Genomic DNA, 24,056 nt, shown 5'->3' on the forward strand with positions numbered 1-24,056 from the left:
TATTATTTGAACTAGGTAGAAAAGGAGTTTATTAATAATGAAGAAATATGTAATGTGGCTCTGCGTGCTAATCTTTTTAGCAGCTTGTTCTAAGGGAGAAAGTCCTGAGGTTAAGAAAGGTGTGAATGAGGATATGCTAGGACAATGGCAAGGGAATATTGAAATTCCACAATCACCATTAGAAATTATTTTATCGCTGAAAGAGAAAAGTGGTACTTTATCTGTTCCTGCCCAAGGGGTAAAGGATTATCCATTTAAAGAAGTTTCATATGACGGCAATAAAGTTTCGATTACAATCGATTTACAAGGTTCGAATATCGTAATAGAAGGTAAGTTACAAGATAATTTAATAACAGGAACATTTAAGCAAAATGGTAATGCACTACCTGTTCAATTAACTCCCTACAAAGAGGAGAAGGCAAGTTATGAATCCATTAATATCCCAGTTAACGGAGGGAATCTAAAGGCAGCTTTGCAACATCCTGAAAAGGAAGGCTCATATCCATTAGCGATTATAATAGCAGGGTCTGGTCCGACCGACAAAGATGGAAATACTATAGGCGCTGGTAAAAATAATAGCTTAAAAATGCTAGCTGCAGACCTAGCTAAACAAGGGATTGCATCTATTCGTTATGATAAAAGAGGAATTGGCGATAATGCGCCATTAACAACAAAAGAAGAAGATTTATCAATAGAACAATATGTAGAAGACGTTAACCAAGTTATTAAATACGCAGTATCAGAAAATAAATTTAAAAGCATTCATATTATTGGTCATAGTGAGGGTTCTTTAATAGGCATGCTAGCAGCACAGAATAGCGACATTGCTTCGTTTACTTCAATAGCAGGTGCAGGGCGTCCAGCAGATGTTATTTTGCGCGAACAGTTAGAAGGCAAATTAACATCGGTTCTTACAAAAGAAACTACTGAAATCCTAGAATCATTAAAAGAAGGCAAGCCTGTAGCAACCATATCAACAGAATTACAATCATTATTTAGACCTTCTGTTCAGCCGTATCTTATGTCTTGGCTAAAGTATGATCCAGCTAAGAGCATTCAAAAAGTAACAGCACCTGTCTTAATCATTCAAGGAGCACACGATATTCAAGTTCCAGTAAGCGATGCGAAAATATTAAAGGCGAATAAAGAAGAGGCTAAACTAATGATTGTAGATGAGATGAATCATATTCTAAAAGATGCACCAGAGGAGATACAAGGAAATATGGCTACTTATTCTAATCCGACACTTCCGTTATCTACAGAATTAGTTGAGGCGATTACAGAATTTATACAGGAGTAGAAGTCCGGCTTTGTTGAAGTAAAGTGTGGAATGATATTCCCTTTGTAGAGATTTTAACAACAGAATTGTATTATTACGATAGTAAAACATAATATAAAAAGACTGAACGCTGCGAACGTTCAGTCTAGTGGCTAGTAACCGCAGATGAAGCGGTTGGTCCGAGGTCAATAATAACCGTCAAACCTTATGTGGAGGGGACGGTTATTTCTTTTTTAATAGAAAAAAGAGTACCGACAACAAAACTGAAAGGAATGCTATCCATCCAACTGAGAGTTGAATCAATAAACTTATTATTTCGTAAGTTGTCAATAGTATCACCCCCAATCCCTTGGAAGTGACCAACCGCCCAACCTGCACAACTAGTTATCGTTATTTTACCAGATAAGGAATTAGTATTCTAATATTTTCCTTGAATTTATACATAATGGTATAATTTAGGCGCTAAGATGTAGTGAACCAACATTTTTATTGTGACATACGGTTTTCTTAAAGTGGAATTAAATGATGTGAATAAATTTATTGAAGACTGTGTTGTAAATGGAGGAAGGTTTGAAAAGTACGGAGTAAAAATACTATTTCTTAAATTGGAGGAATATAAGTTGAAAAAAGTTTTAGTAACAGCATCTATCATATTGATGTCAGCGCTCACGGTGACATCAAGTGCACAGAGTGTTATAGCCAAGCCAATTCATAATGGTCAAGGGCTCGCTCAGAATAAAGTGAAAACTTCTCCAGGTACAGTCGGTCGAATTACAAATTATGCAAACGATAAGACTGGCAAATTTATTACTGTAACTGGACATGGGCTTGTTACAACAGATCAAAATGAAATAATTCTATCTATTAATAAAAGTACTAAAATTATCGATTCAAAAGGTAAAAAAGTGTCTTTGAAAAAAATTATCGAAGACAAAAAGACTGTTACGGCATTTTATGATCCTAAAATTACGAAGAGTTTTCCAGCGCGAGGAAAAGCACTAAAGCTAGTTGTTCAAGATCAGGACTTTACGGGAATTAATGGCACAATATCTGAAGTGAATGAAAGTGGGATTGTCGTAGAAGGTACAGATATCTACACAACGAATAAGGATAAAATTGTTTTGCATTTCGCTGATAAAGCTCAGATATTAGACCAGAATGGAAAAGCAATAAAAGTAAGTGCAATTAAACCAGGCATGACTGTCAAAGCATTCTATGGACCAGCTGTTACGATGAGTATTCCGGCTCAATCGACAACGGATTATGTCGTTGTTAACTTGGCAAATGAAGAGGTGGTTCAAGAAGAGGCTGTAGGAACAATCGGTATTATTACAAATGTAGAAGATAAAAAGTTCACTGTGATTGGGAATCCTATGAAAAAAGGCGGAGTGGATTATGTTATTCTATCGGTGGATGAGAACACTCAAATCGTCAATCAAGCAGGTAAGTCATTAACGTTAGAATCTTTAAAGTCTGATGTTCGCATTGAGGCCTACTACGGTGAAATGATGACCATGATATATCCAGCTCAAACACACGCAAAGAAAATTGTTGTGAAAGAAACGGAACACAATAAAGTTGAAGGTACAATTGTCTCATCGAATAGTACGACGAAAGATCAGTTGTATATCAATGTCGGCTCTGACCAAACTACAAATAATGATGTAATTCTGAACATCTTGAAGGACACAAAAGTAATCTCATTGCTAGACGTGGGAACAGAATTGCGAGTAGGTATGAAAATTTCGGCATACCATTCCCCAATGATGACGAGATCATTTCCAGGAATCACAAATGCTGAGATTGTGATTGTAACTTTTGATGACAAAATAGTGGTTCCTAAATAATGGAGTATGCAGGTTATACGAAATAATGAAATAAAATCCATTTATTGAAAATTCACTATCAGAATTGTATAATAGGGGTAGAAAAGCATACCATAATAAGACCGAACGCTGCGAACGTTCAGTCTAGTGACTAGTCACCGCAGAAAAAGCTGTTGGTTCGAGGTCAGAAATAACCGTCAAACCTTTTGTGGAGGGGACGGTTATTTTTTTTGAAAAAATAACCTGCAAAAATGAAATTAAAGATACTTTTTCTTACTAATCAAGCATCTCACATATGCTCGATTTTTTTTATGGGCAAAGTGGTCTAATTGAATAGAGAAAAGAAGGAGAAAACAGCAAATTGTTATGGTATATAATTACATTGGGTCATGGTGAATGGACTTAATTAATTGAATAGTAGAGAGAAGTGACCTATAAAAAAATTGAACATTTTATAGATGAAAGTATTCAGTTTTTTATAAGGTCGAATCTTACATATCCTTGTCAGCACTGAATTTGTAAAGAGATAAGAGGCTATTAAATTTAATGTTTATTGCTCACAAGAAAAAGCATAATATGCTATAGTTAAGTTAATCGAGATTGTTTAAATATGGTATTTGTATAAGACGATTCCCCTGTCTTAAGGTGAGCAAATTAATATTAAATTATTTTGATATAAGATTGTAATTGAATTTTAATATTATCTTGCAACTAAATCCTATATAATTTGTCCTGTTAAATAGAAAGTATGAAATGAGTGAAAAGGTTGTCAGATATACTGTATTACCTACTTGAAATGATCCCTGTTATGATTGTAGCGATTCCTTTTGTCGTTTATTTACGATTCAAGTCTCGCAAAAGAAAAGGGAATCCTCCGACTAATATGTGGCATGAAATAGGATTTTTGTTCTTTTCTGTGTATGTAATTGGTTTGTTTTATGAAACAATCGTACCTAGAAATGGAATAAGTCTACAGCATTTTCAAATGCGCTTCCAAGAGGATATGATTTTAGGTGTAAATTTAAAGTTGTTTCAAGTGTTTAAGGATGTGTATAACGCTATTCATTATTTAGATTTATGGCAGCCGTTTTTCATTAACTTTCTTGGTAATATAGCCATTTTCATGCCAATTGGTTTTTTACTACCACTGTTATGGCGCAAAATGGAGATGTTTCCTTTTGTTTTTATTACAGCGTTGGGTTTAACTATCTTTATCGAAACGATGCAACTACCACAAATGCGTAGTACTGATGTAGATGATCTTTGGTTAAATACATTGGGCGCGGTATTAGGTTATCTTGTATACAAAGGGATGAAAAAGGGTATTCCAAGTATCGGGTTAAAATGTAAGCAAATTGTTTAATATACGAACTTTCGGGTATGGGTAATAGAGCAATTTAAGTAAGAAGGGGTTTTTTATATGATTGAACAAAGAGAACAATTAGAAGAAAGTAAAAAGATGCACATTATAGATGATTTAATGGCTTTAGGTGTTTTTAAAGTTAATGACCAACAGCTTTATCAAGTATCAATAGAGGAGCTTGTGGAAGAATATCAAAAGCATTGTCAATAAAAGATTGCTACTAGGTGGCAGTCTTTTTCAATTTTGTGAGAAAATAGTATAATGATCGTGGATATTAGGCGACAAAATGACTTTATCATCATAGACAAACATTGGAGAAATCGAGAAAATAGCGTATAATTACTATGTGATTTTTATTATAAAGCAAACTAGTGCATATTAAAATATAAGACTGAATGTAACAAGATAGGAGAATTTAGATATATGTGTGGATTTACAGGATTTATAGGTGAGGTTTCAAACCCTGACGTAGTGTTAGAAAATATGATGAACCAAATTATTCACCGTGGACCAGACTCTGCAGGTACTTTTACAGATAGTGAAGCTGCACTTGGTTTCCGTCGTTTAAGTATTATTGACTTAGAAAATGGCAGCCAGCCTTTGTATAATGAAGACCAATCTTTAGTATTAATTTTCAATGGTGAAATTTATAACTATCAAGATATCCGTAAAGACTTAGTAGAAAAAGGGCATACATTTACAACTGAAACAGATAGTGAAGTTTTAATTCATGGTTATGAAGAATACGGTACTAAATTAGTAACTAAATTACGTGGTATGTTCGCATTCGTTATTTGGGATCGTAACAAAAAACGAGTATTTGCTGCACGTGATATGTTCGGTATTAAACCATTTTATTATGCCCATATGAACGGTACTTTAATGTTCGGTTCAGAGATTAAAACCTTCTTGCCACATCCACATTTCGATAAAGTATTAAATGAAAAAGCGTTAAAACCATATTTAACATTCCAATTCCCAGTGTTAAACGAGACATTCTTTAAAGGTGTCTTCAAATTGCCAGCAGCTCACTATATGACTTACGAAAACGGCAAATTGACAACTACTCGCTACTGGGAACCGAAATTTAATCCTGAAGAGCGTCCACTTGATGAAATCGTAGAAGAAATCGATAGTGTCGTACGTGACTCGATTAAAGCACACAAAATCTCAGATGTTAAAGTTGGTTCATTCCTATCAAGTGGTGTTGACTCAAGCTATGTAGCATCTGTTTTAAAGCCAGATAAAACATTCACGGTAGGCTTTAGCGCTCAAAACTTCTCTGAAATTGACACTGCAAAAGAGCTATCTAAAGAGCTTGGTATTGAAAATGTCAATGAAGTACTTGATCCAGAGGAATGCTTTAACAAAATCGACGAGATTCAATATATTATGGATGAGCCACATTCAAACCCATCAATCGTACCACTTTACTTCTTAGCAGAGCTTGCACGCAAACATGTAACAGTTGTGTTATCTGGTGAAGGTGCCGATGAATTATTCGGTGGTTACGAAGAGTATGATGAATCAGCATCTATGAAAAAATATAAAAAAGTACCAGGCTTCATCCGTCGTCCTGTATCTGAAGTTGCGAAAATGCTTCCAGAAGTTAGAGGTAAACACTTCTTGATGAAAGGTGGCTTACCAGTAGAGGAAACGTTTATTGGACAAGCGCATATTTTCGAAGAGCAAGAAGCAGCTAATATTTTAACAGCAAAATATAACGATGCACCATCTGTCAAAGACATCGTGATGCCTGTTTATAAAAAAGCAGCGGGCGAAGACGATTTAACGAAAAAACAAATCTTAGACTTAAATTTATGGTTAGTCGACGATATTTTATTAAAAGCAGATAAAATGAGTATGGCGCACTCAATTGAATTGCGCGTACCGTTCTTAGACAAAGAAGTAATGAAAGTTGCTTCGAAAGTGCCGTCTCGCTACCGTGTTAATGATGTTGATACGAAATATGCATTCCGTGTAGCTTCTAAACGCGCATTGCCTGAAGCTTGGGCTAACCGTAAAAAAATCGGTTTCCCAGTACCAATTCGTTTATGGATACAAGAAGAAAAATACTTCAACAAGATTAAAGAATCATTTGAATCTCCAGAAGCTGCACAATTCTTTGACCAACAAGCAATTGTTAAATTATTAACAGACCATTACGAAGGTAAAGCGAAAAATCAACGTAAAATCTGGACAATTTATATGTTCTTAGTTTGGTACAAAAAATATTTTAGCTAAAAACAAGTGATAAGCAGAAGGGATCATCAGCATTGGATAAGAGAGGTAAAATGCCAATGAGGCTGCTCCTCTTTTGCTTTGTACTGCTGGTAGCAGTGAGCGGTTGCAATAACATTTCCACAGCAAAAGAAAAGCAGCAAGATGAGGGCATAAAAGTACTTATTGTTGAATTCGGCAGCCGCACGCCGATACCTGATATGAAAGTGACCGTCCGAGATATGGAGACGAATGAGGATGTAACGACAGCGAATGGAAATATAGAAGGAGAAGCTATTGTTACAGATTTACAGGAGGGGCATCAATATTTGTTTGTCCCTTCATCAATTTATACAGATGAAAGTAAGCAAGAAAAAAGTGTTGGTAAACTTGTGACGATTCAAGAAGATATGGGCTATGTAGTATTGGAGACGTATTTTGAACGTGAGGAGCAGCAATTAGATGTGCCGATCATAATGCAAAACCCTGAACTACCCCATGGATGTGAAATCACAGCTTTAACTGCAGCACTTAATTATTATGGGTTAAATCTTTCAAAAACAGATATGGCTAAAAACTATTTACCAAAACAAGAGATTGTTGAAAAAGGGAATAAACGCATAGGTCCTGATCCAGCAAAAGCGTATGCGGGTGATCCATTTAATAAACTTACAGGTACCTATGTTTTTGCGCCAGTGATTGAAAAGGCAGCAAAGAAAATAGCAAAAGACAAGAACGTCTCGTTGAAAGTAGAAAATGTAAGTGGTCAAAGTGCAGAGGAAATAATCTCACTCGTACAAGAGGGAGTACCTGTTGTAGTTTGGGTTACACTTGATCTATCTAAGCCTACTTTTAAAGAGGGCTGGTGGATTAAGGGAACTAATAGAAAACTGGATATGTATCGTAATCTTCATGCTGTTGTTCTAACTGGGCAAATGGATGATAAAGTAATTGTGATGGATCCGTTACACGGCTATGTTTCTCACGATGAAACTAGCTTTTTCAAAAGTTTTAAGAAACTCGGATCACAAGCTGTTGCAATTTGGAAGTAATCATCACAGGGGGATTGACCTCTGTGATTTTTTGATAAGGGTGCATAAGTCGTATATGAACATTCAAAAAGAATTTGCGAAATATGTTACACTAATGGCAAAACAATAGAATATAAGTGAGATGATATACAATGGCAGAACAACCATTTTTACCAATATTAATCGGATCCGATATGAATGCATACGGAATGGCTCGTGGATTTTATGAAGCATACGGCATTAAACCAATCGTTATCGGTCGTTCACATTTAACTGCAACACAAAATAGTAGTATTCTACACTTTGAACAAGTACCCAATATAAACAAACAAGAAAATTTTGTAGATGAATTGGTGAAAGTTGCAAAGAAATATTCTCATAAAAAATTATTACTACTAGCTTGTGGCGATGATTATGCAAAACTAATTATTAAAAACAAACCAGAGTTAATCAAATATTTCACAGTGCCATATATTGATGAATCATTAATGGATCAAATTTTGTTGAAAGAAAACTTCTACAAAATGTGCGAGAAATATAATTTCAGCTATCCAAAAACTGATACGTGCACGTACGAAACATATGAAAGCTATGATGTGAAATTTAATTACCCTATTATTATTAAAGCGTCTAACTCAGTGGAATACTGGGCATGTAGCTTCCCAGGGAAGAAAAAAGTATTCGTTGCACATGATGAAGCGGAGAAAACTGCAATATTAAAAGCTATTTATAGCTCAACATATAAAGACCATCTAATTATTCAAGAATTCATCCCTGGTGATGATTCGTATATGCGAGTATTGAACGCTTATGTTGGACAAGATGGTAAAGTGAAATTGATGTCTCTTGGTAATCCAATCCTTGAAGAGCATTCACCAGAAGGAATTGGTAGCTATGCAGCTATCATTAACACATATGATAAAGAAATTATGGACCGAGTACGTTTCTTCTTAGAGGATATCGGTTATACAGGCTTTGCTAACTTCGATATGAAGTACGATTCTCGTGATGGTGAATATAAATTATTCGAAATCAATTTACGTAACGGTCGTAGTAGCTATTATGTAACAGCAAGTGGACATAACTTGATGAAGTATGTAGCAGATGACCGTATGTTAGGCAAAGATTTAGGTTTAACGTATGCGAAAGAGAAGCATTTATGGATGATTATTCCTAAAGGAGTTCTATTCAAATACGCTCAAAACGAGGAACTTAAAGCAGAAGCCAAACGTTTAATCAGAGCGGGTAAAATGACGAATTCGTTATTTTATAAAAAGGATTTTAACATTAAACGTTGGTTTAAATTAACGCTTAACAATTTAAACTACTACCGTAAATACAAAAAATATTTTAACAACAAAGGTTTGTCTTAATTCATGAATAAAAAAACATTAGGTATTATTGGTGGAGTAGGACCACTTGCAACAATGCTTGTAGGGGAAATGATTGTCCGCAGAACGAAGGCTTTCACAGATCAGGAACATGTACATTTCATTATAGATAATGATACGCGTATTCCTGACAGAACAGCTCATATTCTGAATCCATCTGAACCAAGTCCGGTACCTTTAATGGTTGAGGATACGCATAAGCTAGCAACTGCTGGAGCGGAGCTAATTGCAATTCCTTGTAACACAGCACATACATTTTATGATGAGCTACAAGAAAACTCACCAGTACCAGTACTTCATATGATTCGAGAAACAGCTAATAAAGCAAAGCAACTCGGTGCAAAACGCGTTGGAGTATTAGCAACAAGTGGTACCCTTACCTCTGGCGTGTATCAACATGCATTGGAAGAGGTTGGATTAGAACCAGTTATTCCAAATGAACAGCTGCAAAAGCAAGTCATGTCTATCATTTATGACTATGTGAAAGCTGGAAAAACCGTTACACGTAACGAATGGAATTTGATTGAAGAAGCGATAAAAGCTGAAGGCTGTGATCGTATTATTTTAGGATGTACAGAGCTCTCAATTGTGAACCGTGAGCTTACTCTTGATGATTCTTATATTGATTCGTTACTTGTACTTGCTGATTGTGCTATTGTTAGTTGTGGATATGAATTACTAGATTAGAGCGCAAAAACCTGTCCTTTCATCTCAATTAAAGGGCAGGTTTTTATATAAAAACTATATTTCACATTATTAAATGTGAATGAGAGAAGGTGGAACAGCAATGTCTTTTTTAACATTATTAAATGAAGATTTACAAAAAAAATGGACTTTTGAACATACAATGCCAATCCAAGATGAAATGATTCCTGCATTACTGGAGGGCAAAGACGTCGTAGCAGAATCTCCAACAGGAACAGGTAAAACACTTGCGTATCTTTTACCAATATTACAAACAGTTGATGGTTCTAAAAAAGCGACACAAGCATTAATTATCGCTCCATCACAAGAGTTATGTATGCAAATTGTTGAAGTTATCCGTACATGGGTTGCAGGAACGAACATTACAGTTGTTCCATTAATAGGTGGTGCAAATCCACAACGTCAAATTGATAAACTAAAGAAAAAACCAACAATCGTTGTCGGAACACCAGGACGTCTAAATGAATTAGTAAAAGCAAAAAAACTAAAGCTTCATGAACTAACGAAAATTGTCCTTGATGAAGGTGATCAACTTCTAAGTCGTGACTATCGCGTATTAGTGAAATCATTTATCGATGGAGCAAGTCATGATCGCCAAGTTGCTGTTGTTTCTGCAACAATTACGGAGGAAATCGAGCTAGTTGCTGCACGTATGATGAATGAGCCTGTACGCTTCAAAGTTAGCTTAGATGAAATGCCAAACCAAGGCAAAGTAACACATTCATTTATGAAAATCGAAGAGAGAAATAAAACAGAAATGTTACGTAAGCTTTCAAATGTAGAAGGATTACGTGGTTTAGCATTTGTAAATAATTTAGATCAATTATTGATGAAAGAAACAAAATTATCATATCGTGCTGCACCAATTGTTGTTTTACACTCAGAAATGAAAAAAGAAGAACGTAAAAAAGCACTAGATTCGTTCCGTAAAGGCGAAGCGCGTGTTTTAATCGCTACAGATGTAGCTGCACGTGGATTAGATATTGAAGGTCTAACACATGTAATACATGTAGATGTACCACATACAATGGAGCAATACTTACATCGTTCAGGCCGTACAGGACGTGCAGGAGCAGATGGTGAAGTATTAACATTGCTTGCACACCATGAAGAGCATACGTATCGTAAATGGACTCGTGAGTTGCCATCAAAACCCGTTGAAAAAACGTGGACAGCTGGAAAATTAATCGAAGGAACAACAAAACCTACTGTGAAAAGGGGCAAATAAGAATGTCATTCCAGGAGAAATTAGCACAATTTGCTGAGCTTGCTGTAAAAGTAGGCGTTAATATTCAAAAAGGTCAAACACTTCTAATTAACACAACTACAGATACAATTGAGTTTACACGCTTAGTTGTAAATGAAGCATATGCAGCAGGAGCAGGCCGCGTTACTGTCAATTTTTCTGATGGAGAGATTGACCGCGCTTTTTTTGATAATGCTCCTGAGGATGAATTCGCAAAATACCCCCGTTGGATTAGTGAACAGCGTGACGAACTAATCGAACGAAAAGGTGCCTTATTATGGATTGATGCCGCAGATCCAGATTTATTATCGGGTGTCCCTGTGTCTAAGTTATCTGCACAACAAAAAGCAGCAGGTAAAGCATTAGCGAATTACCGCAATGCTGTTATGAATGATAAAGTTGCATGGGCAATCATTGCCGTTCCGTCGAAGCAATGGGCAGCGAAAGTATTCCCGAATGTAGAAGCTGATAAGCAAGTGGAAGCCTTATGGGAAGCAATTTTCAAAACAGTTCGTATTGGCGATGGAAATGCTGTTGAAAACTGGCATGGGCATTTAGAAAATCTAAACACTCGTGCTGCAATACTGAATGCTAAACGCTTTGCAAAACTTCACTACACAGCACCAGGAACTGATTTAACAATCGAATTGCCTGACAAACATATTTGGCAAACTGGTGCTAGTAAAACACCAGAGAATACTTCATTTGTGGCTAATATGCCGACGGAAGAAGTATATACAATGCCATCAAAATATGGAGTTAACGGAACTGTATCAAATACAAAACCACTTGTCTTCCAAGGCAATATCATTGATGACTTCAAATTAACATTTGAAAATGGCGAAATCGTCAAAGCTGAAGCTGGCGTGGGCAATGATCTATTACAAGAATTGATCAAAGCTGATGAAGGTTCAAAATATCTTGGTGAAGTAGCATTAGTGCCACATGAATCACCAATCTCTGCATCGAATATTCTTTACTTCAACACATTATTTGATGAAAATGCTTCGAATCATTTAGCTATTGGTGAAGCATATCCAACATGCTACGAAGGTGGTAGTGCACTATCTCCCGAACAGCTGGAAGAGCACGGTATTAATACTTCTATTACACATGAGGATTTCATGATTGGTAGTGCCGACATGAATATCGACGGTGTTTTAGCAGATGGTACAGTAGAACCAATCTTCCGCGAAGGTAGTTGGGCATTTTAAATAAATGAGTAAAAACTGGTACGCCTCCTTGATGGGCGTACCAGTTTTTTTGTTGTAAAGTGGGGGATGTTTAGCTGTAATTTGGAATAGGGGAGGACATGAATATTCTGCTAAATAACAAACAGGTGAGTTAGCGCAACAAACAACTGAGTTAGTGCAACAAACGACTCAGTTAGCGCAACAAATCCCAGAGTTAAAGCAACAATCACAATTCCATAAAAAAACCCCTATGCATGGATTTATCCGCATAAGAGCAATTAATATTATGGTTTATATCTTGTTGTGGGCGCTTGTTTTAATTTTGCTTTACGAGAATCAATAACTTTAATAACGATTGGATAAATAATTGGCGCTAATTTAATAGCAGTTTTTACTACGTTTCTTACTTTCATTTAGTAGCACTCCATTTCTTATAAGCTAATAATAATTTATTCCCATTGATGCTTCATCTTAAACGCGTAGTACACGAACCCCTTGGATGATATTCCAAATGATCACTGCTACAGATAGTAGGATTTCTAAAATGATAAACGAGATTATTAAAATAGGACCTGTACTAATAAAATTATCAGAACCACTGCCATAAAATCCAAATACGATAAAGAAAATAATGAAACCGATAATGGATGGGATAATGAGTAAAAGATGTGATATGAATGCTCTTTTCGCATGGTTTTTTACACTCGAATCAGCACTGATAAAATAAACAATTACTGGCAAAATAAATCCTGCAAAAAAAATACTAAAATAACATAATGCCGACATTACTCGATTGTTATCCAGTCCAAGCACCTCCATTCATATTATTATCTACGCTAGAACACCCAAAAAGATTCAACTCAATGCATGTGCTTTTATTATATTTGCGTAACGGTATACAGATGAAATGCTGACATATTCAGCGGGACCATGCCAATCTGCTCCAGTTGGGCCGAATTCAATGGCTCCTACGCCATCTGCAGCATAAAATCGAGTATCAGCAGATCCATGTTGTCCAAATAGCTTGGCCTGCTTGTCGCAAACTGCAGCAGTTGTTTTTATTAATGATAAAACAAATGGATCATCAGCATTTGTTGTAACTGCGGGAGCAATACTGTGAATAATGATTTCAGCTTGGATTTTTTCTTCATCTAGAATTTTTTGAATGTCATGTAGAATAACTTCAGCTGATTGTCCTGGAACATATCGGATATCATAACGTACATTGCACTGATCTGGGACGACATTAAAACGTTCTCCTGCTTGTATTGTAGCCAAATTAATCGATGGAGAATCATAAAATTCATTACGAGCAATTGTTATTGGTGATTCTAACAGTTTTGAGTGGAAATGCATGGCTTGTAAAACAGCATTTAGCCCCTCCCAAGGACGACTACCATGTGATGCTTTACCCTTGAATTGAATTTCGAATTGAAGAATGCCTTTTGCTTGTAAACCAATTTGCAATTGTGTAGGTTCACCACAAATAACAAATTGACCATTATACCCATTACGGGCAAGCCATCCTGATGTATTTTCACCACCAGTTTCTTCGTCTGTCACCAGATGAAGTTGAAGGCGTCTCGGCAGCTTGTCAGCTGATTTAGATAGTTCTACAAAGCTGAACATCATCGCCGCGACTCCAGCTTTCATATCAGCAGCTCCACGGCCGTATAATAGGTCACCATCTATAAATGGGGTGAATTGTTCAATTACTGCTGGGACGACATCGACATGGCCGTTCCAGATAAGACAATCTGCGCCTTGCCCAATTTCAGCTGTTAAAATATCAAGTCCATTATTTTGATGTAGGTTAACATCTATACCTTGTTGCTCGAGCCAATTAGCACAAAATTGTAAAGCTTCATTTGCCCCAATAGGTGTATCACTTTTATATGTAATTAACTTTTTAAGTAAATCAATCACTTAATTACAACTCCTCTCATTAAATCCCATTTTGTTCATTATATACATGTTTGAAAGAGATCTCTCAAACATTTCAGAGTAATCTATTGAAATAAGAGAATTGTTTAAGTACAATAGGGTTGTTCTATAATTACAATTAAATGATGTATTTACCACAAGGGGAGCCGAAATGGTCGGCTGAGAGTGAACCCAAAGTTCTAACCCTTTGAACCTGTAAGTTAATGCTTGCGTAGGAATGTGGATAGAAACCGACATATAACCGATGTCAGGACCTGTCCTGATGTCGTTTTTTTGTTGCCTAAAGTTTTACTATCTAGAGCCCATTTGCAATTGGGATACGTTGAGGTCTTGTGTGTTCTACATCAGAACTACGGGAGGATATTTATTTTGGATAAAAAGAAATTGTTGTTTTTAATCGAGATTGCGATTTTTGCTGCAATCGGTTTAATTTTGGATCAGTTGTCATTTAAGCTATGGGCTCAAGGTGGTTCTATTAGCCTGGTTATGGTACCAATTGTCTTAATGGCATTCCGATGGGGTGTATCAGGTGGTTTAATTACCGGATTTTTAATTGGTTTATTGCAAGTGGCGATGGGTGCTTCAATTTTTACACCCATTCAAGGATTTATCGATTATTTTATAGCATTTACTGCTGTCGGACTTGCTGGTGTGGTGAGACAACCAGTGTTTGCAGCGAGTAAGCAATTAAACAAAAAAGCAATGACTTTGTATATTGTGTTAGGTACAACACTTGGGGGTTTATTGAGATACCTTGCTCATACTACAGCAGGGATTGTCTTCTTTAGCGAATATGCAGGTGATCAAAATGCATATTTGTATTCTATAATTTATAATGGTACGTATATGTTGCCAGCTACTATATTAACAGCGGTTGTAGCTGTACTTTTATTTACATCAGCACCTCGTTTATTACAACAAAAAAATTGATACACAAAAGAGGATTCCTTAATAGATGGGATCCTCTTTTAGTACTTTCAGTGACGCAATTTCATATATCTAATATAAGAATTAAACAAAATTATTCTAAATATATAGACATTTGAAATAGCAAGATACTCGATTTTCATGTTCTTCATTTTGCAAAAAAAGTGTTATAGTAGAGAGTAGACATATGAGAAGAAGGGACCGTATAAAATGATAGCTATAACTCAAGAAGAAATTGCAGGATTGAAAAAATCCGGACGTGTGATGGCCCAAATCCGTGAAGCAATGAAGGCAGCAACAAAACCAGGAATTACAACTAAAGAATTAGATGAAATTGGTGGCCGTTTATTTGAAGAAAATGGAGCCGTTTCAGGACCTAAAAGTGAATATGATTTTCCTGGATACACATGTATAAGTGTGAACGAACAGGTTGCACACGGTATTCCAGGGAACCTTATGTTAAAAGAGGGAGACCTTATTAATATTGACGTTTCTGGTCATGTTGATGGCTATTTTGCAGATACTGGCGTGTCATTTGTTGTAGGTGATGGATCTTACCCAGAAATCGATAAACTTTGTCAAGTTGCAGAAAGTGCATTTGATCGTGCGATGACGAAAGTAAAACCAGGTGCTCGTTTAAACCAAATTGGTAAAGCAGTTGAACGTGAAGCAAAAGCAAACGGTCTAGCGGTTATTATGAACTTAACAGGTCATGGTATTGGCCGTTCACTTCATGAAGATCCACAACATGTATTAAATTATTTTGATGCATGGGATCGCACAATTTTAAAAGAAGGTATGGTTTTAGCTGTTGAACCGTTCATCTCTCAAAAAGCAGAACATATCGTTGAATCAGGTGATGGTTGGACATTTATAACGCCTGACAAATCACTAGTTGCACAATATGAACATACAATCATCGTAACAGATGGTGAACCTATTATTACAACTAAATTAGATTAAAATAATAAAAAAGCCTCCCTTGAATTTTCGTCAAGGGAGGCCTTTTTGTTTTCTACAGTTATTTAGAAGGCTTTTGCTTTTTTATAAATAAGATTCCTGCCAATAAGACACCACTTAAAAAAAGTGCTGCGGTCGTTACTAGTAATTCCTCAAAGCCATTTTTTATCGCAATCCCTATATAAGCCCAAATGAAGACGATAGGAAAATAAATATCATAATGGTGGAAACGAATATGAAGTGCAATAGCGGTACCTAGGGTAAGCATAATAACAGCCCACAAAGGATTACTTAAACCCAAGCCATTCCAATGATTATGCGTTAAAACAAAAGAGATATTTGTGATTGTTGCTACGCACATCCAAGCAAAGTAAATGGAAATGGGTATGCGTTTTGACCATGTTTGTTCATCATTACTATATGAAAAATATAGAAGTGCTAAACAAGTTAACAATAGAAGCATTACGACAACCGTAAGTTGGAAGTAATTATAATGCCACAGGAAAATCCACAAAATATTAAGTAGTGAACTGGCTGTAAATAACAGTGTTTGTTGAATAGAAATCGTGTTCTTACTCTGATAATTGAACCAATGCTTATAAATCCAGTAAGCTAAAATTATGTATATAAAGCCCCAAATAGTAAAAACATATCGTGCTGGAGTGAAAAGAACCGTATAACTTTCGGAGATTTCGCCAGTAGTTTGACCATTTAGTGGAAGAATATTAGCAGCTAAGTTCACGGTTACCATTGCAATATAAGCGATGGTAATAATAATTAATCTCCCCAATAAAATCTCCTCCTTCATGTTGGGAATAGTATGGAAATCTGAGCTTTGTTGCACTCCAAAGTAGAAAAGTATCTCGTTATCCATTGCGTAAATATACAAACAATCTCTACCAATTTTAAATCATATATATAAAGTATACATTCGATTAGTTAGAACAACAAATATCATTTCAGAAGAATTTGCTGTAAAATAATAGTATAAATGTTAAAGGAGAGGTTAAAGTGAGTAAACGCATTGAAGATATGAAATTAGATAAACATCTAAACGATAAACCTTCCTACAAAAAGGAACTAAAAAAATTACAATTTGAACTTTTAAATATTCAACAGTTCTTGTTTAATCATAATATTGGGCTTGTGTTAGCATTTGAAGGAATGGACGCAGCTGGCAAAGGTGGAGCCATTAAACGCTTAACACAGCGACTGGATCCTCGTGGGTATATTGTACACCCAATTGCGGCACCGCAACCCTTCGAACTGAAATACAACTATCTACATCGCTTTTGGACGCGCATACCTTACAAAGGGCAAATCGGTATTTTCGATCGTTCATGGTATGGGCGAGTACTAGTAGAACGTATTGAAGGCTTTGCTAAACAAGAAGATTGGCAACGTGCCTACGAAGAAATTAACCAATTTGAAAAACTACTTACAGATGATAACTATATCGTAGCAAAATACTGGATTCAAGTGTCAAAAGAAGAACAATTAAATCGATTTAAAGAACGACAAGAAGATCCTTATAAAAAATGGAAATTAACAGATGAAGATTGGCGAAATCGTGACAAGTGGCCACTCTATGTTGAAGCAGCAAATGATATGTTCAAGAAGACAGATAAACCTCATGCACCGTGGATTTTAATATCTGGTGAGGATAAAAAGTACGCACGAATTCAAGTGTTAAAAGAAGTAATTGCACATGTCACAAGAGAATGTGAACGAAGAGGATTACAAATTACTGATCCTTCTGAAACTATTAGCGAAGAAGTCTAACTATTTCGGTTCCGGAAGTATTATACTGAATATGTAAGATAATTTGGTAATGGAGGCTTGAATATGACAAATGATAAATTTCCAGAAGTATGGGATTTAGAGAGCGTATTTGCAGGAGGTAGTAATTCAGAAGAATTAAGAATCCAATTAGACAGAATCCAAGTTGAATTAGAAGAACTACAAAATGCAGTTTCAAGTATTGTAGCAGAAGATTCTAAATCCATTTTAAATGTTCTAGAATTAATGAAAGAAGTATATATTAATATGGGGCAAACCGGTTCATTTGTATCGTGTTTACAAGCACAAGATATGACTGATAAAAAGGCATCTTTACTACGAAGTGAAATTTCATCATTAGCTGCGAATTTCGCTCCAATTAAATTGCAATTTCAACAAGTACTAAGTGCCATAGAAGAAGAAAAGTGGACAGAACTACTTGCTACTGAGGAGTTATCACAATTTAATTTCACTTTAAACGAATGGCGAGATGAAACTAAATTAAAACTTTCTGAGCAGGAAGAGAATATTATTTCCGCATTAAAGGTAGATGGTTATAATGCTTGGGGAGAAATGTATGATCTATTGATTAGCGATATTAAAATTCCTTTTACAATTGATGGTGAGGAAAAAGAGCTTTCTGTAGGTCAAGCAAATAACTTAAGTTCACATCCAGATGCTACAGTGCGTCAAGCGGCTTATGAAGCTCTTGAAAAAACCTGGACTGAAAAAGAGGAATTCTTTGCAAAAACGTTGAATCATATAGCAGGGTTCCGGTTAGCTACATACAAAAAAAGAGGTTGGGATTCGGTATTACAAGAGCCACTTCAAACTAACCGTATGCAGCCTGAAACGATTGATGCAATGTGGAGTGCAATTACAGACCATAAAGCACCTTTCGCAGAATATTTAAAGCGTAAAGCAGAGCTATTAAACACAAGTACAATGGATTGGTTCAATTTAGATGCTCCAATTACTGCATCAACTGAAACGATTTCTTATCAAGAAGGTGCAGCATTTGTTATCAAAAATTTTGGAAGATTTGGCAAGAATCTAGAAGCTTTTGCTACACATGCAATTGAAAACGGCTGGGTTGAAGCTGAAAACCGCCCAAATAAACGTCCGGGTGGATTTTGTACTGGATTACCATTAACGAAGGAATCACGTATTTTCATGACTTATAGCGGTACTATGTCTAATGTTGCAACATTAGCTCATGAACTAGGTCATGCATTCCATACGTATGCATTACGCCCAATTCATACTTTGAATACTGGCTATGCAATGGGTGTTGCAGAAACAGCTTCTACATTTGCTGAAATGATTGTTGCAGATGCAGCTGTTCAAGAAGCAAAATCAGAAGATGAAAAAATAGCATTACTTGAGGATAAAATTCAGCGCAGTGTAGCATTCTTCATGAATATTCATGCTCGATTCTTATTTGAAACACGTTTTTATGAAGAACGTGAGTCAGGGATAGTACCAGCTCATCGCTTGAATGAAATAATGGAGGAGGCACAGAAGGAAGCTTATGCAGGTGCGCTGAATGTTGCTCATCCTCACTTCTGGGCTTCAAAATTACACTTCTATATGACAAGTGTGCCGTTTTATAATTTTCCATATACATTTGGCTATTTGTTCTCATTAAGTATTTATGCTAAAGCAAAAGCAGAAGGTAGTAGCTTTGAAGATAAATATATCTCTTTATTACAAGATACAGCTGTTATGTCTGTAGAAGATTTAGCGATGAAACATTTAGGTGAGGATATTACAGAAAAGGCATTCTGGGAAAAGGGAATTCGTATATGTGAACAGGATGTTGAACAGTTTTTAGAATTAACCACTCAAAAAGGGTGATCTGACATGATGTTTCTTGAAGGAAATCGCTGCTATTTACGAACATTAGATGAAGCCGATGTTTCGGCATTCACAAATCTAGTAAAGCGTAATAAGCGCTATTGGTCGATTTATGAGCCATTACATGAGGATGAGTTTTATACAGAACACACTCAAAGAAAGAAAATTATTGAGTCTATTCAGCGTATGAGACTCAACCGCGAGTATAGTTTCGCAATATTTGCAATGGGAACGTCGGATCTTGTAGGACATATTTCGATTTATTCTATCAAGAGATTACCATTTGCAAGTGCTTTTGTCGGTTATTCAGTAGATAAGCGTTATGTTGGCCAAGGAATTGCATCTGAGGCACTAGAACTAGTAGTTAAATTCGCCTTTGAAGATTTGTCGCTACATCGAGTAGAAGCTTATGTATCGCCTAAAAACATTGGCTCTGTCCGCGTTTTAGAGAAAACAGGATTCCAACGTGAAGGATTATTAAGAAAGCTATTGTACATTAATGGAAACTGGGAAGATCATTATTTGTATTCATATATAGATGATGATTTTTGAAAGGGCAAGGCCGTCTGGCGGAGATGGAAAAGTACTGTCAGAGGAATGCTGTACGGAATGAAATAATTAGCGAATCATTTCCTGGGAAATGCGTCGATTTCTGTTTTAAAAAGAAGAAGCGAGTGTCACTTGAAAAGTGACACTCGCTTTTTGTCATATCAATTATTTTGAACCGTCTTCAACTACATCAAGACGACCAGTGCTTGGATCAATTACTAAACCATGAACGGGAATAGAGTCGATAACTAGAGGATGACTTCGAATCATTTCAACACTATTTCGAACGTTTTCGGTTACATCATCAAAGCCTCTTAACCATTCATGTAAGTTTGCACCAGAGTAATTTAGAAGATCAATCGTATCTTGAGAGACACCACGATCAACCATTTTAGCTAACATGTTGTCAGGGTTAACTGCACTCATACCACAATCGTAATGCCCAATAACAAAAATTTCATCTGCTTGTAACTCATAAATTGCAACAAGTAGACTACGCATAATACCGCCAAATGGATGATTTAATGTTGCACCCGCACTTTTAACGATTTTGACATCGCCATTACGTAAATTCATCGCTTTTGGTAATAGTTCCACAAGGCGAGTATCCATACATGTTAAGATAACAAAATGCTTATCTGGGAATTTACTTGTAATAAAAGGCTCATAGTGCTTTTCTTCTACAAAGGTTTCATTGAATGTAAGAATCTCATTTATAATGGACATTAAACCGTTCCCCTTTCCTTACATACTTATTTTAGAATAACTATTCAGAAAAGAGAATAAGTTTTAACGAATTTATGAATTCAATTTTTGTAAAAGGTTCATTGTATCTAGAGAGCGTCCAGTACCAATTGCAACAGATTCTAATGGTGATGGAGCTAGAATAACAGGAACAAGTAGTTCATCTGAAAGCCATTCAGGCATACCTTTTAAAAGAGAACCGCCACCTGTTAATACAACGCCACGGTCTACAATATCTCCAGATAACTCTGGTGGACAGCTTTCTAATGTTCTACGGATAACCTCTAAGATTGAAAGAAGAGATTCTTTTAGACAACTTTGAATTTCTTCTGAATTTAATGTGATCGTTTTTGGTAAGCCAGTAACGATATCTCTACCGCGTACTTCCATGAACTCTTTGTCATGTTGGATTAAAGCATAACCAATTTCTTTCTTTATATTCTCAGCAGTATGTTCACCGATTAGCACGCTGTATTCCTTACGTGCAAAATGAATGATTTCTTCATTCATTCGGTCGCCACCTAGTTTCATAGTGTTTGAAGTAACAACGCCACCAAATGAAATGATTCCAACCTCTGTTGTTCCTCCACCGATATCAACGATGACACTTGCGATAGGTTCACTAACAGGAAGGTCAGCACCGATTGCAGCAGCAACCGGTTCCTCGATTAAGAAGACTTCTTTAGCACCACATTGTTTTACAGCATCTTTTATAGCTAAGCGCTCAACTGAAGTAGCTCCAGAGGGAGTGCAGACAATTACACTCGGTTTACGGAGTGAGCCACCAATAATTTTTCCGACCTTTTGCATAATGACTTTAATCATTTCGGTAGTCATATCAAAGTCGGCAATGACACCATCACGAAGCGGACGGATTGCTTGAATATTCGCGGGCGTTTTACCGATCATATTCTTCGCTTCAGTACCGATTGCGATGACTTCATTTGTAGTTGTATTTATTGAAATAACTGATGGTTCATTTAATAAAATCCCTTTGTTTTTTGTATATACTAACGTATTGGCTGTGCCAAGATCGATTCCAATTGCAGTTGTTGAAAACATTGTATAGTTCCTCCCTTATAACATTGCCTCATAAGTATAGAGGAAAAACGATAAAACCCCTATGTTACATTTTGGAAGTTGTAAATCGTAGAAAGAAAAAATATGATATTAGTATTTTATAATAATCAATTTTTGGAAAATGTAGAGGGATTTAGGTTTATTGTGTCACAAGTTTGTTACAAAATTGTGAGGAAAATATAAAAAAACAGTTACTTTTAAGTAACTGTTTAGGATTAAAAGTTAGTTTTTTGGTTTTGGATCAACAAGAGATGCAGTTGAAGTATCTAATCCTACTAGTAAATAGTGAATAAGGATTCCACCAGTAATTAGGATAAGAGCTGAAAATCCTAAAACTGTTACTATAAATGTACCCATGATAAAACTCCTCTCTACCATTATTAAAGATTCATTATCTACCAGTATACATGATATTATGTTACAAGATAAGTCTAATTTATGGATTACCATTTTACCAATGCCTTATATGTACGTAAGTTGTACACTTAAGTAGAATTTAGTGTGAAAAATGAAAGTTATATTGTGTTTTATAGAATACTTGTTGGAATATTAAAATGCCCAGCTTCCTTGGCGGAATATTGGTTCTACATTGTTATCTTCCGTAATACCGTCTATATCCATTTTGTCAGAACCAATCATAAAATCTACATGTGTTAAACTTTGGTTTAAGCCATTCTCGGCAATCTCTTCACGAGACATGGTTTTACCACCTTCTATGTTGAAAGCGTAAGCACTACCAATAGCCAAATGGTTGGAAGCATTTTCGTCAAACAGTGTGTTATAGAATAATAGACCTGATTGTGAAATAGGTGAATTGTGCGGAACTAAAGCAACTTCACCTAAATAATGTGAACCTTCGTCAGTAGCTACAAGTTGTTTTAGTACTTCCTCACCTTGCTCAGCAGTTACATCCACGATTCGACCGTTTTCAAAGGTAATTTTAAATTGATCTATAATATTGCCACCATAGCTTAATGGTTTAGTACTAGAAACATAACCGTTAACACCAGTTTTAAAAGGTGCAGTGAATACTTCTTCTGTAGGCATATTAGCCATAAACTCTTTACCGTTCTCATTGATACTTCCGCCACCACACCATAAATGATTTTTAGGAAGCTCGATTGTAAGATCTGTTCCAGGCGCACGGTAATGTAATTTATGGTATTTTTTTTCGTTTAAATAGGATACTTTGTCGTGCAGTGATTCATCAAGTGTTTTCCAGGCTTGGATTGGATCTGCTACATCAACTCTTACAGCTTTGAAAATAGCGTCCCAGAGTTGCTCAACTTGTTGATCTTGAGGTAGTTCAGGGAACACTTTGGCAGCCCAATCTTTAGAAGATGCTGCAATAACATTCCAACTGATTTTATCAGATTGTGCATATTCTCTATATTTACTCAAGGCTTTACCCGTAGCTTTTTGGAATGCAGAGATACGGCTAGATTCAATCCCTGCTAGTAAATCTGGACTTTGCGAAACAATGCTTATGAAAGCAGCACCTTGTTCTGCTAACCAATTGCGTTCTTCTGTTTTCCAATGTGGGTAAAAGTCAAAAGAGTCTGCAGGAGCTAACTCATAACGTAAACGATTAATTTGATCATCCGCGAAATCAACAAATACTTGTTTAGCACCAGCCGCATAAGCCTTTTTAGTAATTAAACGGACTAACTCTACATTATCAATAGAAGTGCTAATGTAAAGAAATTGATTTGGTTGGATGTTGACACCTATTTTAACAGCAAGTTCAGCATAACGATCTAATTTCTCATTGAATGAAATCATGACGACATTCCTCCTTAATTTAAGTTAATTGTAACAATTTTTGAAAGATTATAAAAGAAAAAGTCAAGGACCATATTTTTGTCCTTTTCACGAAATTTCGGCAAATATCTTCTATTGTTTGCAATAGATTATTAAAATAATGAAATATAAACCGAAATAAAAAAAAGAATGACGATTTTG

23 protein-coding genes and 1 riboswitch are annotated in these 24,056 nt (G+C 35.9%); of the genes, 15 read left to right on the forward strand and 8 right to left on the reverse strand.

Annotation, left to right across the window (positions count from 1 at the left end):
• Positions 1-37: 37 nt before the first annotated feature.
• From AC3IS5_RS02540 to AC3IS5_RS02585, 10 genes are all read left to right on the forward strand, one after another.
• The gene (locus AC3IS5_RS02540; protein ID WP_489426441.1) at positions 38-1,300 is read left to right on the forward strand and encodes an alpha/beta hydrolase; all 1,263 of its coding nucleotides are present in this window, start codon (positions 38-40) and stop codon (positions 1,298-1,300) included.
• 599 nt (positions 1,301-1,899) lie between these two features.
• Positions 1,900-3,126 (forward strand): peptidase, encoded by a 1,227-nt coding sequence (locus AC3IS5_RS02545; RefSeq protein WP_489426442.1) that lies wholly within the window; start codon positions 1,900-1,902, stop codon positions 3,124-3,126.
• A 745-nt stretch (positions 3,127-3,871) separates the two neighbouring features.
• Complete coding sequence (locus tag AC3IS5_RS02550) at positions 3,872-4,468, forward strand: VanZ family protein (protein WP_489426443.1); 597 nt, start codon at positions 3,872-3,874, stop codon at positions 4,466-4,468.
• 57 nt (positions 4,469-4,525) lie between these two features.
• Positions 4,526-4,678 (forward strand): Fur-regulated basic protein FbpA, encoded by a 153-nt coding sequence (locus AC3IS5_RS02555; protein WP_083446317.1) that lies wholly within the window; start codon positions 4,526-4,528, stop codon positions 4,676-4,678.
• A gap of 213 nt (positions 4,679-4,891) precedes the next feature.
• Positions 4,892-6,712 carry an asparagine synthase (glutamine-hydrolyzing) gene (asnB, locus tag AC3IS5_RS02560; RefSeq protein WP_489426444.1) on the forward strand — a complete coding sequence of 607 codons (1,821 nt, stop codon included), beginning with the start codon at positions 4,892-4,894 and terminating at the stop codon, positions 6,710-6,712.
• A gap of 32 nt (positions 6,713-6,744) precedes the next feature.
• Positions 6,745-7,740 carry a C39 family peptidase gene (locus AC3IS5_RS02565; RefSeq protein WP_489426445.1) on the forward strand — a complete coding sequence of 332 codons (996 nt, stop codon included), beginning with the start codon at positions 6,745-6,747 and terminating at the stop codon, positions 7,738-7,740.
• Between the two features lie 131 nt (positions 7,741-7,871).
• Complete coding sequence (locus tag AC3IS5_RS02570; RefSeq protein WP_489426446.1) at positions 7,872-9,092, forward strand: carboxylate--amine ligase; 1,221 nt, start codon at positions 7,872-7,874, stop codon at positions 9,090-9,092.
• 3 nt (positions 9,093-9,095) lie between these two features.
• Positions 9,096-9,797 (forward strand): cysteate racemase, encoded by a 702-nt coding sequence (gene cuyB / locus AC3IS5_RS02575; RefSeq protein WP_489426447.1) that lies wholly within the window; start codon positions 9,096-9,098, stop codon positions 9,795-9,797.
• Positions 9,798-9,897: 100 nt separating this feature from the next.
• The gene (locus tag AC3IS5_RS02580; protein ID WP_489426448.1) at positions 9,898-11,043 is read left to right on the forward strand and encodes a DEAD/DEAH box helicase; all 1,146 of its coding nucleotides are present in this window, start codon (positions 9,898-9,900) and stop codon (positions 11,041-11,043) included.
• 2 nt (positions 11,044-11,045) lie between these two features.
• A complete protein-coding gene (locus tag AC3IS5_RS02585; RefSeq protein WP_489426449.1) occupies positions 11,046-12,275 on the forward strand; it encodes an aminopeptidase in 1,230 nt (409 codons plus the stop codon).
• Positions 12,276-12,538: 263 nt separating this feature from the next.
• Here AC3IS5_RS02585 and AC3IS5_RS02590 read toward each other — a convergent pair whose 3' ends face one another.
• The 3 genes from AC3IS5_RS02590 to AC3IS5_RS02600 form a co-directional block, all read right to left on the reverse strand.
• Entirely contained in the window at positions 12,539-12,667 is a 129-nt protein-coding gene (locus tag AC3IS5_RS02590; RefSeq protein ID WP_489426450.1) for a hypothetical protein, read from the reverse strand.
• 58 nt (positions 12,668-12,725) lie between these two features.
• Complete coding sequence (locus AC3IS5_RS02595) at positions 12,726-12,995, reverse strand: hypothetical protein (RefSeq protein ID WP_489426451.1); 270 nt, start codon at positions 12,993-12,995, stop codon at positions 12,726-12,728.
• Positions 12,996-13,109: 114 nt separating this feature from the next.
• Positions 13,110-14,180 carry a M20 family metallopeptidase gene (locus AC3IS5_RS02600; protein WP_489426452.1) on the reverse strand — a complete coding sequence of 357 codons (1,071 nt, stop codon included), beginning with the start codon at positions 14,178-14,180 and terminating at the stop codon, positions 13,110-13,112.
• A 147-nt stretch (positions 14,181-14,327) separates the two neighbouring features.
• Positions 14,328-14,433: riboswitch (TPP riboswitch) on the forward strand.
• Positions 14,434-14,567: 134 nt separating this feature from the next.
• Here AC3IS5_RS02600 and thiT point away from each other — a divergent pair.
• On the forward strand, positions 14,568-15,128 hold the full coding sequence (gene thiT, locus AC3IS5_RS02605; RefSeq protein WP_489426453.1) for an energy-coupled thiamine transporter ThiT: 561 nt from the start codon (positions 14,568-14,570) through the stop codon (positions 15,126-15,128).
• 207 nt (positions 15,129-15,335) lie between these two features.
• Positions 15,336-16,088, forward strand: coding sequence for a type I methionyl aminopeptidase (gene map, locus AC3IS5_RS02610; RefSeq protein WP_489426454.1), 753 nt, complete (start codon positions 15,336-15,338; stop codon positions 16,086-16,088).
• 58 nt (positions 16,089-16,146) lie between these two features.
• On the opposite strand, the gene AC3IS5_RS02615 is transcribed toward map, so the two are convergent.
• The gene (locus AC3IS5_RS02615) at positions 16,147-16,875 is read right to left on the reverse strand and encodes a tryptophan-rich sensory protein (RefSeq protein ID WP_489426455.1); all 729 of its coding nucleotides are present in this window, start codon (positions 16,873-16,875) and stop codon (positions 16,147-16,149) included.
• Between the two features lie 221 nt (positions 16,876-17,096).
• Here AC3IS5_RS02615 and AC3IS5_RS02620 point away from each other — a divergent pair, with 221 nt between their 5' ends.
• The 3 genes from AC3IS5_RS02620 (at position 17,097) to AC3IS5_RS02630 (ending at position 20,273) form a co-directional block, all read left to right on the forward strand.
• Positions 17,097-17,867 (forward strand): polyphosphate kinase 2 family protein, encoded by a 771-nt coding sequence (locus AC3IS5_RS02620; RefSeq protein ID WP_489426456.1) that lies wholly within the window; start codon positions 17,097-17,099, stop codon positions 17,865-17,867.
• A gap of 63 nt (positions 17,868-17,930) precedes the next feature.
• A complete protein-coding gene (locus AC3IS5_RS02625; protein WP_489426457.1) occupies positions 17,931-19,721 on the forward strand; it encodes a M3 family oligoendopeptidase in 1,791 nt (596 codons plus the stop codon).
• A gap of 6 nt (positions 19,722-19,727) precedes the next feature.
• The gene (locus AC3IS5_RS02630; protein WP_489426458.1) at positions 19,728-20,273 is read left to right on the forward strand and encodes a GNAT family N-acetyltransferase; all 546 of its coding nucleotides are present in this window, start codon (positions 19,728-19,730) and stop codon (positions 20,271-20,273) included.
• Positions 20,274-20,435: 162 nt separating this feature from the next.
• On the opposite strand, the gene AC3IS5_RS02635 is transcribed toward AC3IS5_RS02630, so the two are convergent.
• From AC3IS5_RS02635 to AC3IS5_RS02650, 4 genes are all read right to left on the reverse strand, one after another.
• The gene (locus AC3IS5_RS02635; protein WP_489426459.1) at positions 20,436-20,996 is read right to left on the reverse strand and encodes a beta-class carbonic anhydrase; all 561 of its coding nucleotides are present in this window, start codon (positions 20,994-20,996) and stop codon (positions 20,436-20,438) included.
• Between the two features lie 72 nt (positions 20,997-21,068).
• Positions 21,069-22,076 (reverse strand): rod-share determining protein MreBH, encoded by a 1,008-nt coding sequence (gene mreBH, locus AC3IS5_RS02640; RefSeq protein WP_489426460.1) that lies wholly within the window; start codon positions 22,074-22,076, stop codon positions 21,069-21,071.
• Between the two features lie 240 nt (positions 22,077-22,316).
• On the reverse strand, positions 22,317-22,451 hold the full coding sequence (locus AC3IS5_RS02645; RefSeq protein ID WP_489426461.1) for a hypothetical protein: 135 nt from the start codon (positions 22,449-22,451) through the stop codon (positions 22,317-22,319).
• A 192-nt stretch (positions 22,452-22,643) separates the two neighbouring features.
• Entirely contained in the window at positions 22,644-23,876 is a 1,233-nt protein-coding gene (locus AC3IS5_RS02650) for an aminopeptidase (RefSeq protein WP_489426462.1), read from the reverse strand.
• Positions 23,877-24,056: the final 180 nt, after the last annotated feature.

It is taken from the genome of Viridibacillus sp. KH_047 (assembly GCF_057838945.1).

Coding starts and splice junctions, on each gene's coding strand:
- AC3IS5_RS02630 (WP_489426458.1), top strand. CDS start 19,728: ATGATGTTTCTTGAAGGAAATCGCTGCTATTTACGAACATTAGATGAA.
- AC3IS5_RS02555 (WP_083446317.1), top strand. CDS start 4,526: ATGATTGAACAAAGAGAACAATTAGAAGAAAGTAAAAAGATGCACATT.
- AC3IS5_RS02585 (WP_489426449.1), top strand. CDS start 11,046: ATGTCATTCCAGGAGAAATTAGCACAATTTGCTGAGCTTGCTGTAAAA.
- AC3IS5_RS02590 (WP_489426450.1), bottom strand. CDS start 12,667: ATGAAAGTAAGAAACGTAGTAAAAACTGCTATTAAATTAGCGCCAATT.
- map (WP_489426454.1), top strand. CDS start 15,336: ATGATAGCTATAACTCAAGAAGAAATTGCAGGATTGAAAAAATCCGGA.
- AC3IS5_RS02580 (WP_489426448.1), top strand. CDS start 9,898: ATGTCTTTTTTAACATTATTAAATGAAGATTTACAAAAAAAATGGACT.
- AC3IS5_RS02635 (WP_489426459.1), bottom strand. CDS start 20,996: ATGTCCATTATAAATGAGATTCTTACATTCAATGAAACCTTTGTAGAA.
- mreBH (WP_489426460.1), bottom strand. CDS start 22,076: ATGTTTTCAACAACTGCAATTGGAATCGATCTTGGCACAGCCAATACG.
- AC3IS5_RS02650 (WP_489426462.1), bottom strand. CDS start 23,876: ATGATTTCATTCAATGAGAAATTAGATCGTTATGCTGAACTTGCTGTT.
- AC3IS5_RS02540 (WP_489426441.1), top strand. CDS start 38: ATGAAGAAATATGTAATGTGGCTCTGCGTGCTAATCTTTTTAGCAGCT.
- asnB (WP_489426444.1), top strand. CDS start 4,892: ATGTGTGGATTTACAGGATTTATAGGTGAGGTTTCAAACCCTGACGTA.
- AC3IS5_RS02645 (WP_489426461.1), bottom strand. CDS start 22,451: ATGGGTACATTTATAGTAACAGTTTTAGGATTTTCAGCTCTTATCCTA.
- AC3IS5_RS02625 (WP_489426457.1), top strand. CDS start 17,931: ATGACAAATGATAAATTTCCAGAAGTATGGGATTTAGAGAGCGTATTT.
- cuyB (WP_489426447.1), top strand. CDS start 9,096: ATGAATAAAAAAACATTAGGTATTATTGGTGGAGTAGGACCACTTGCA.
- AC3IS5_RS02570 (WP_489426446.1), top strand. CDS start 7,872: ATGGCAGAACAACCATTTTTACCAATATTAATCGGATCCGATATGAAT.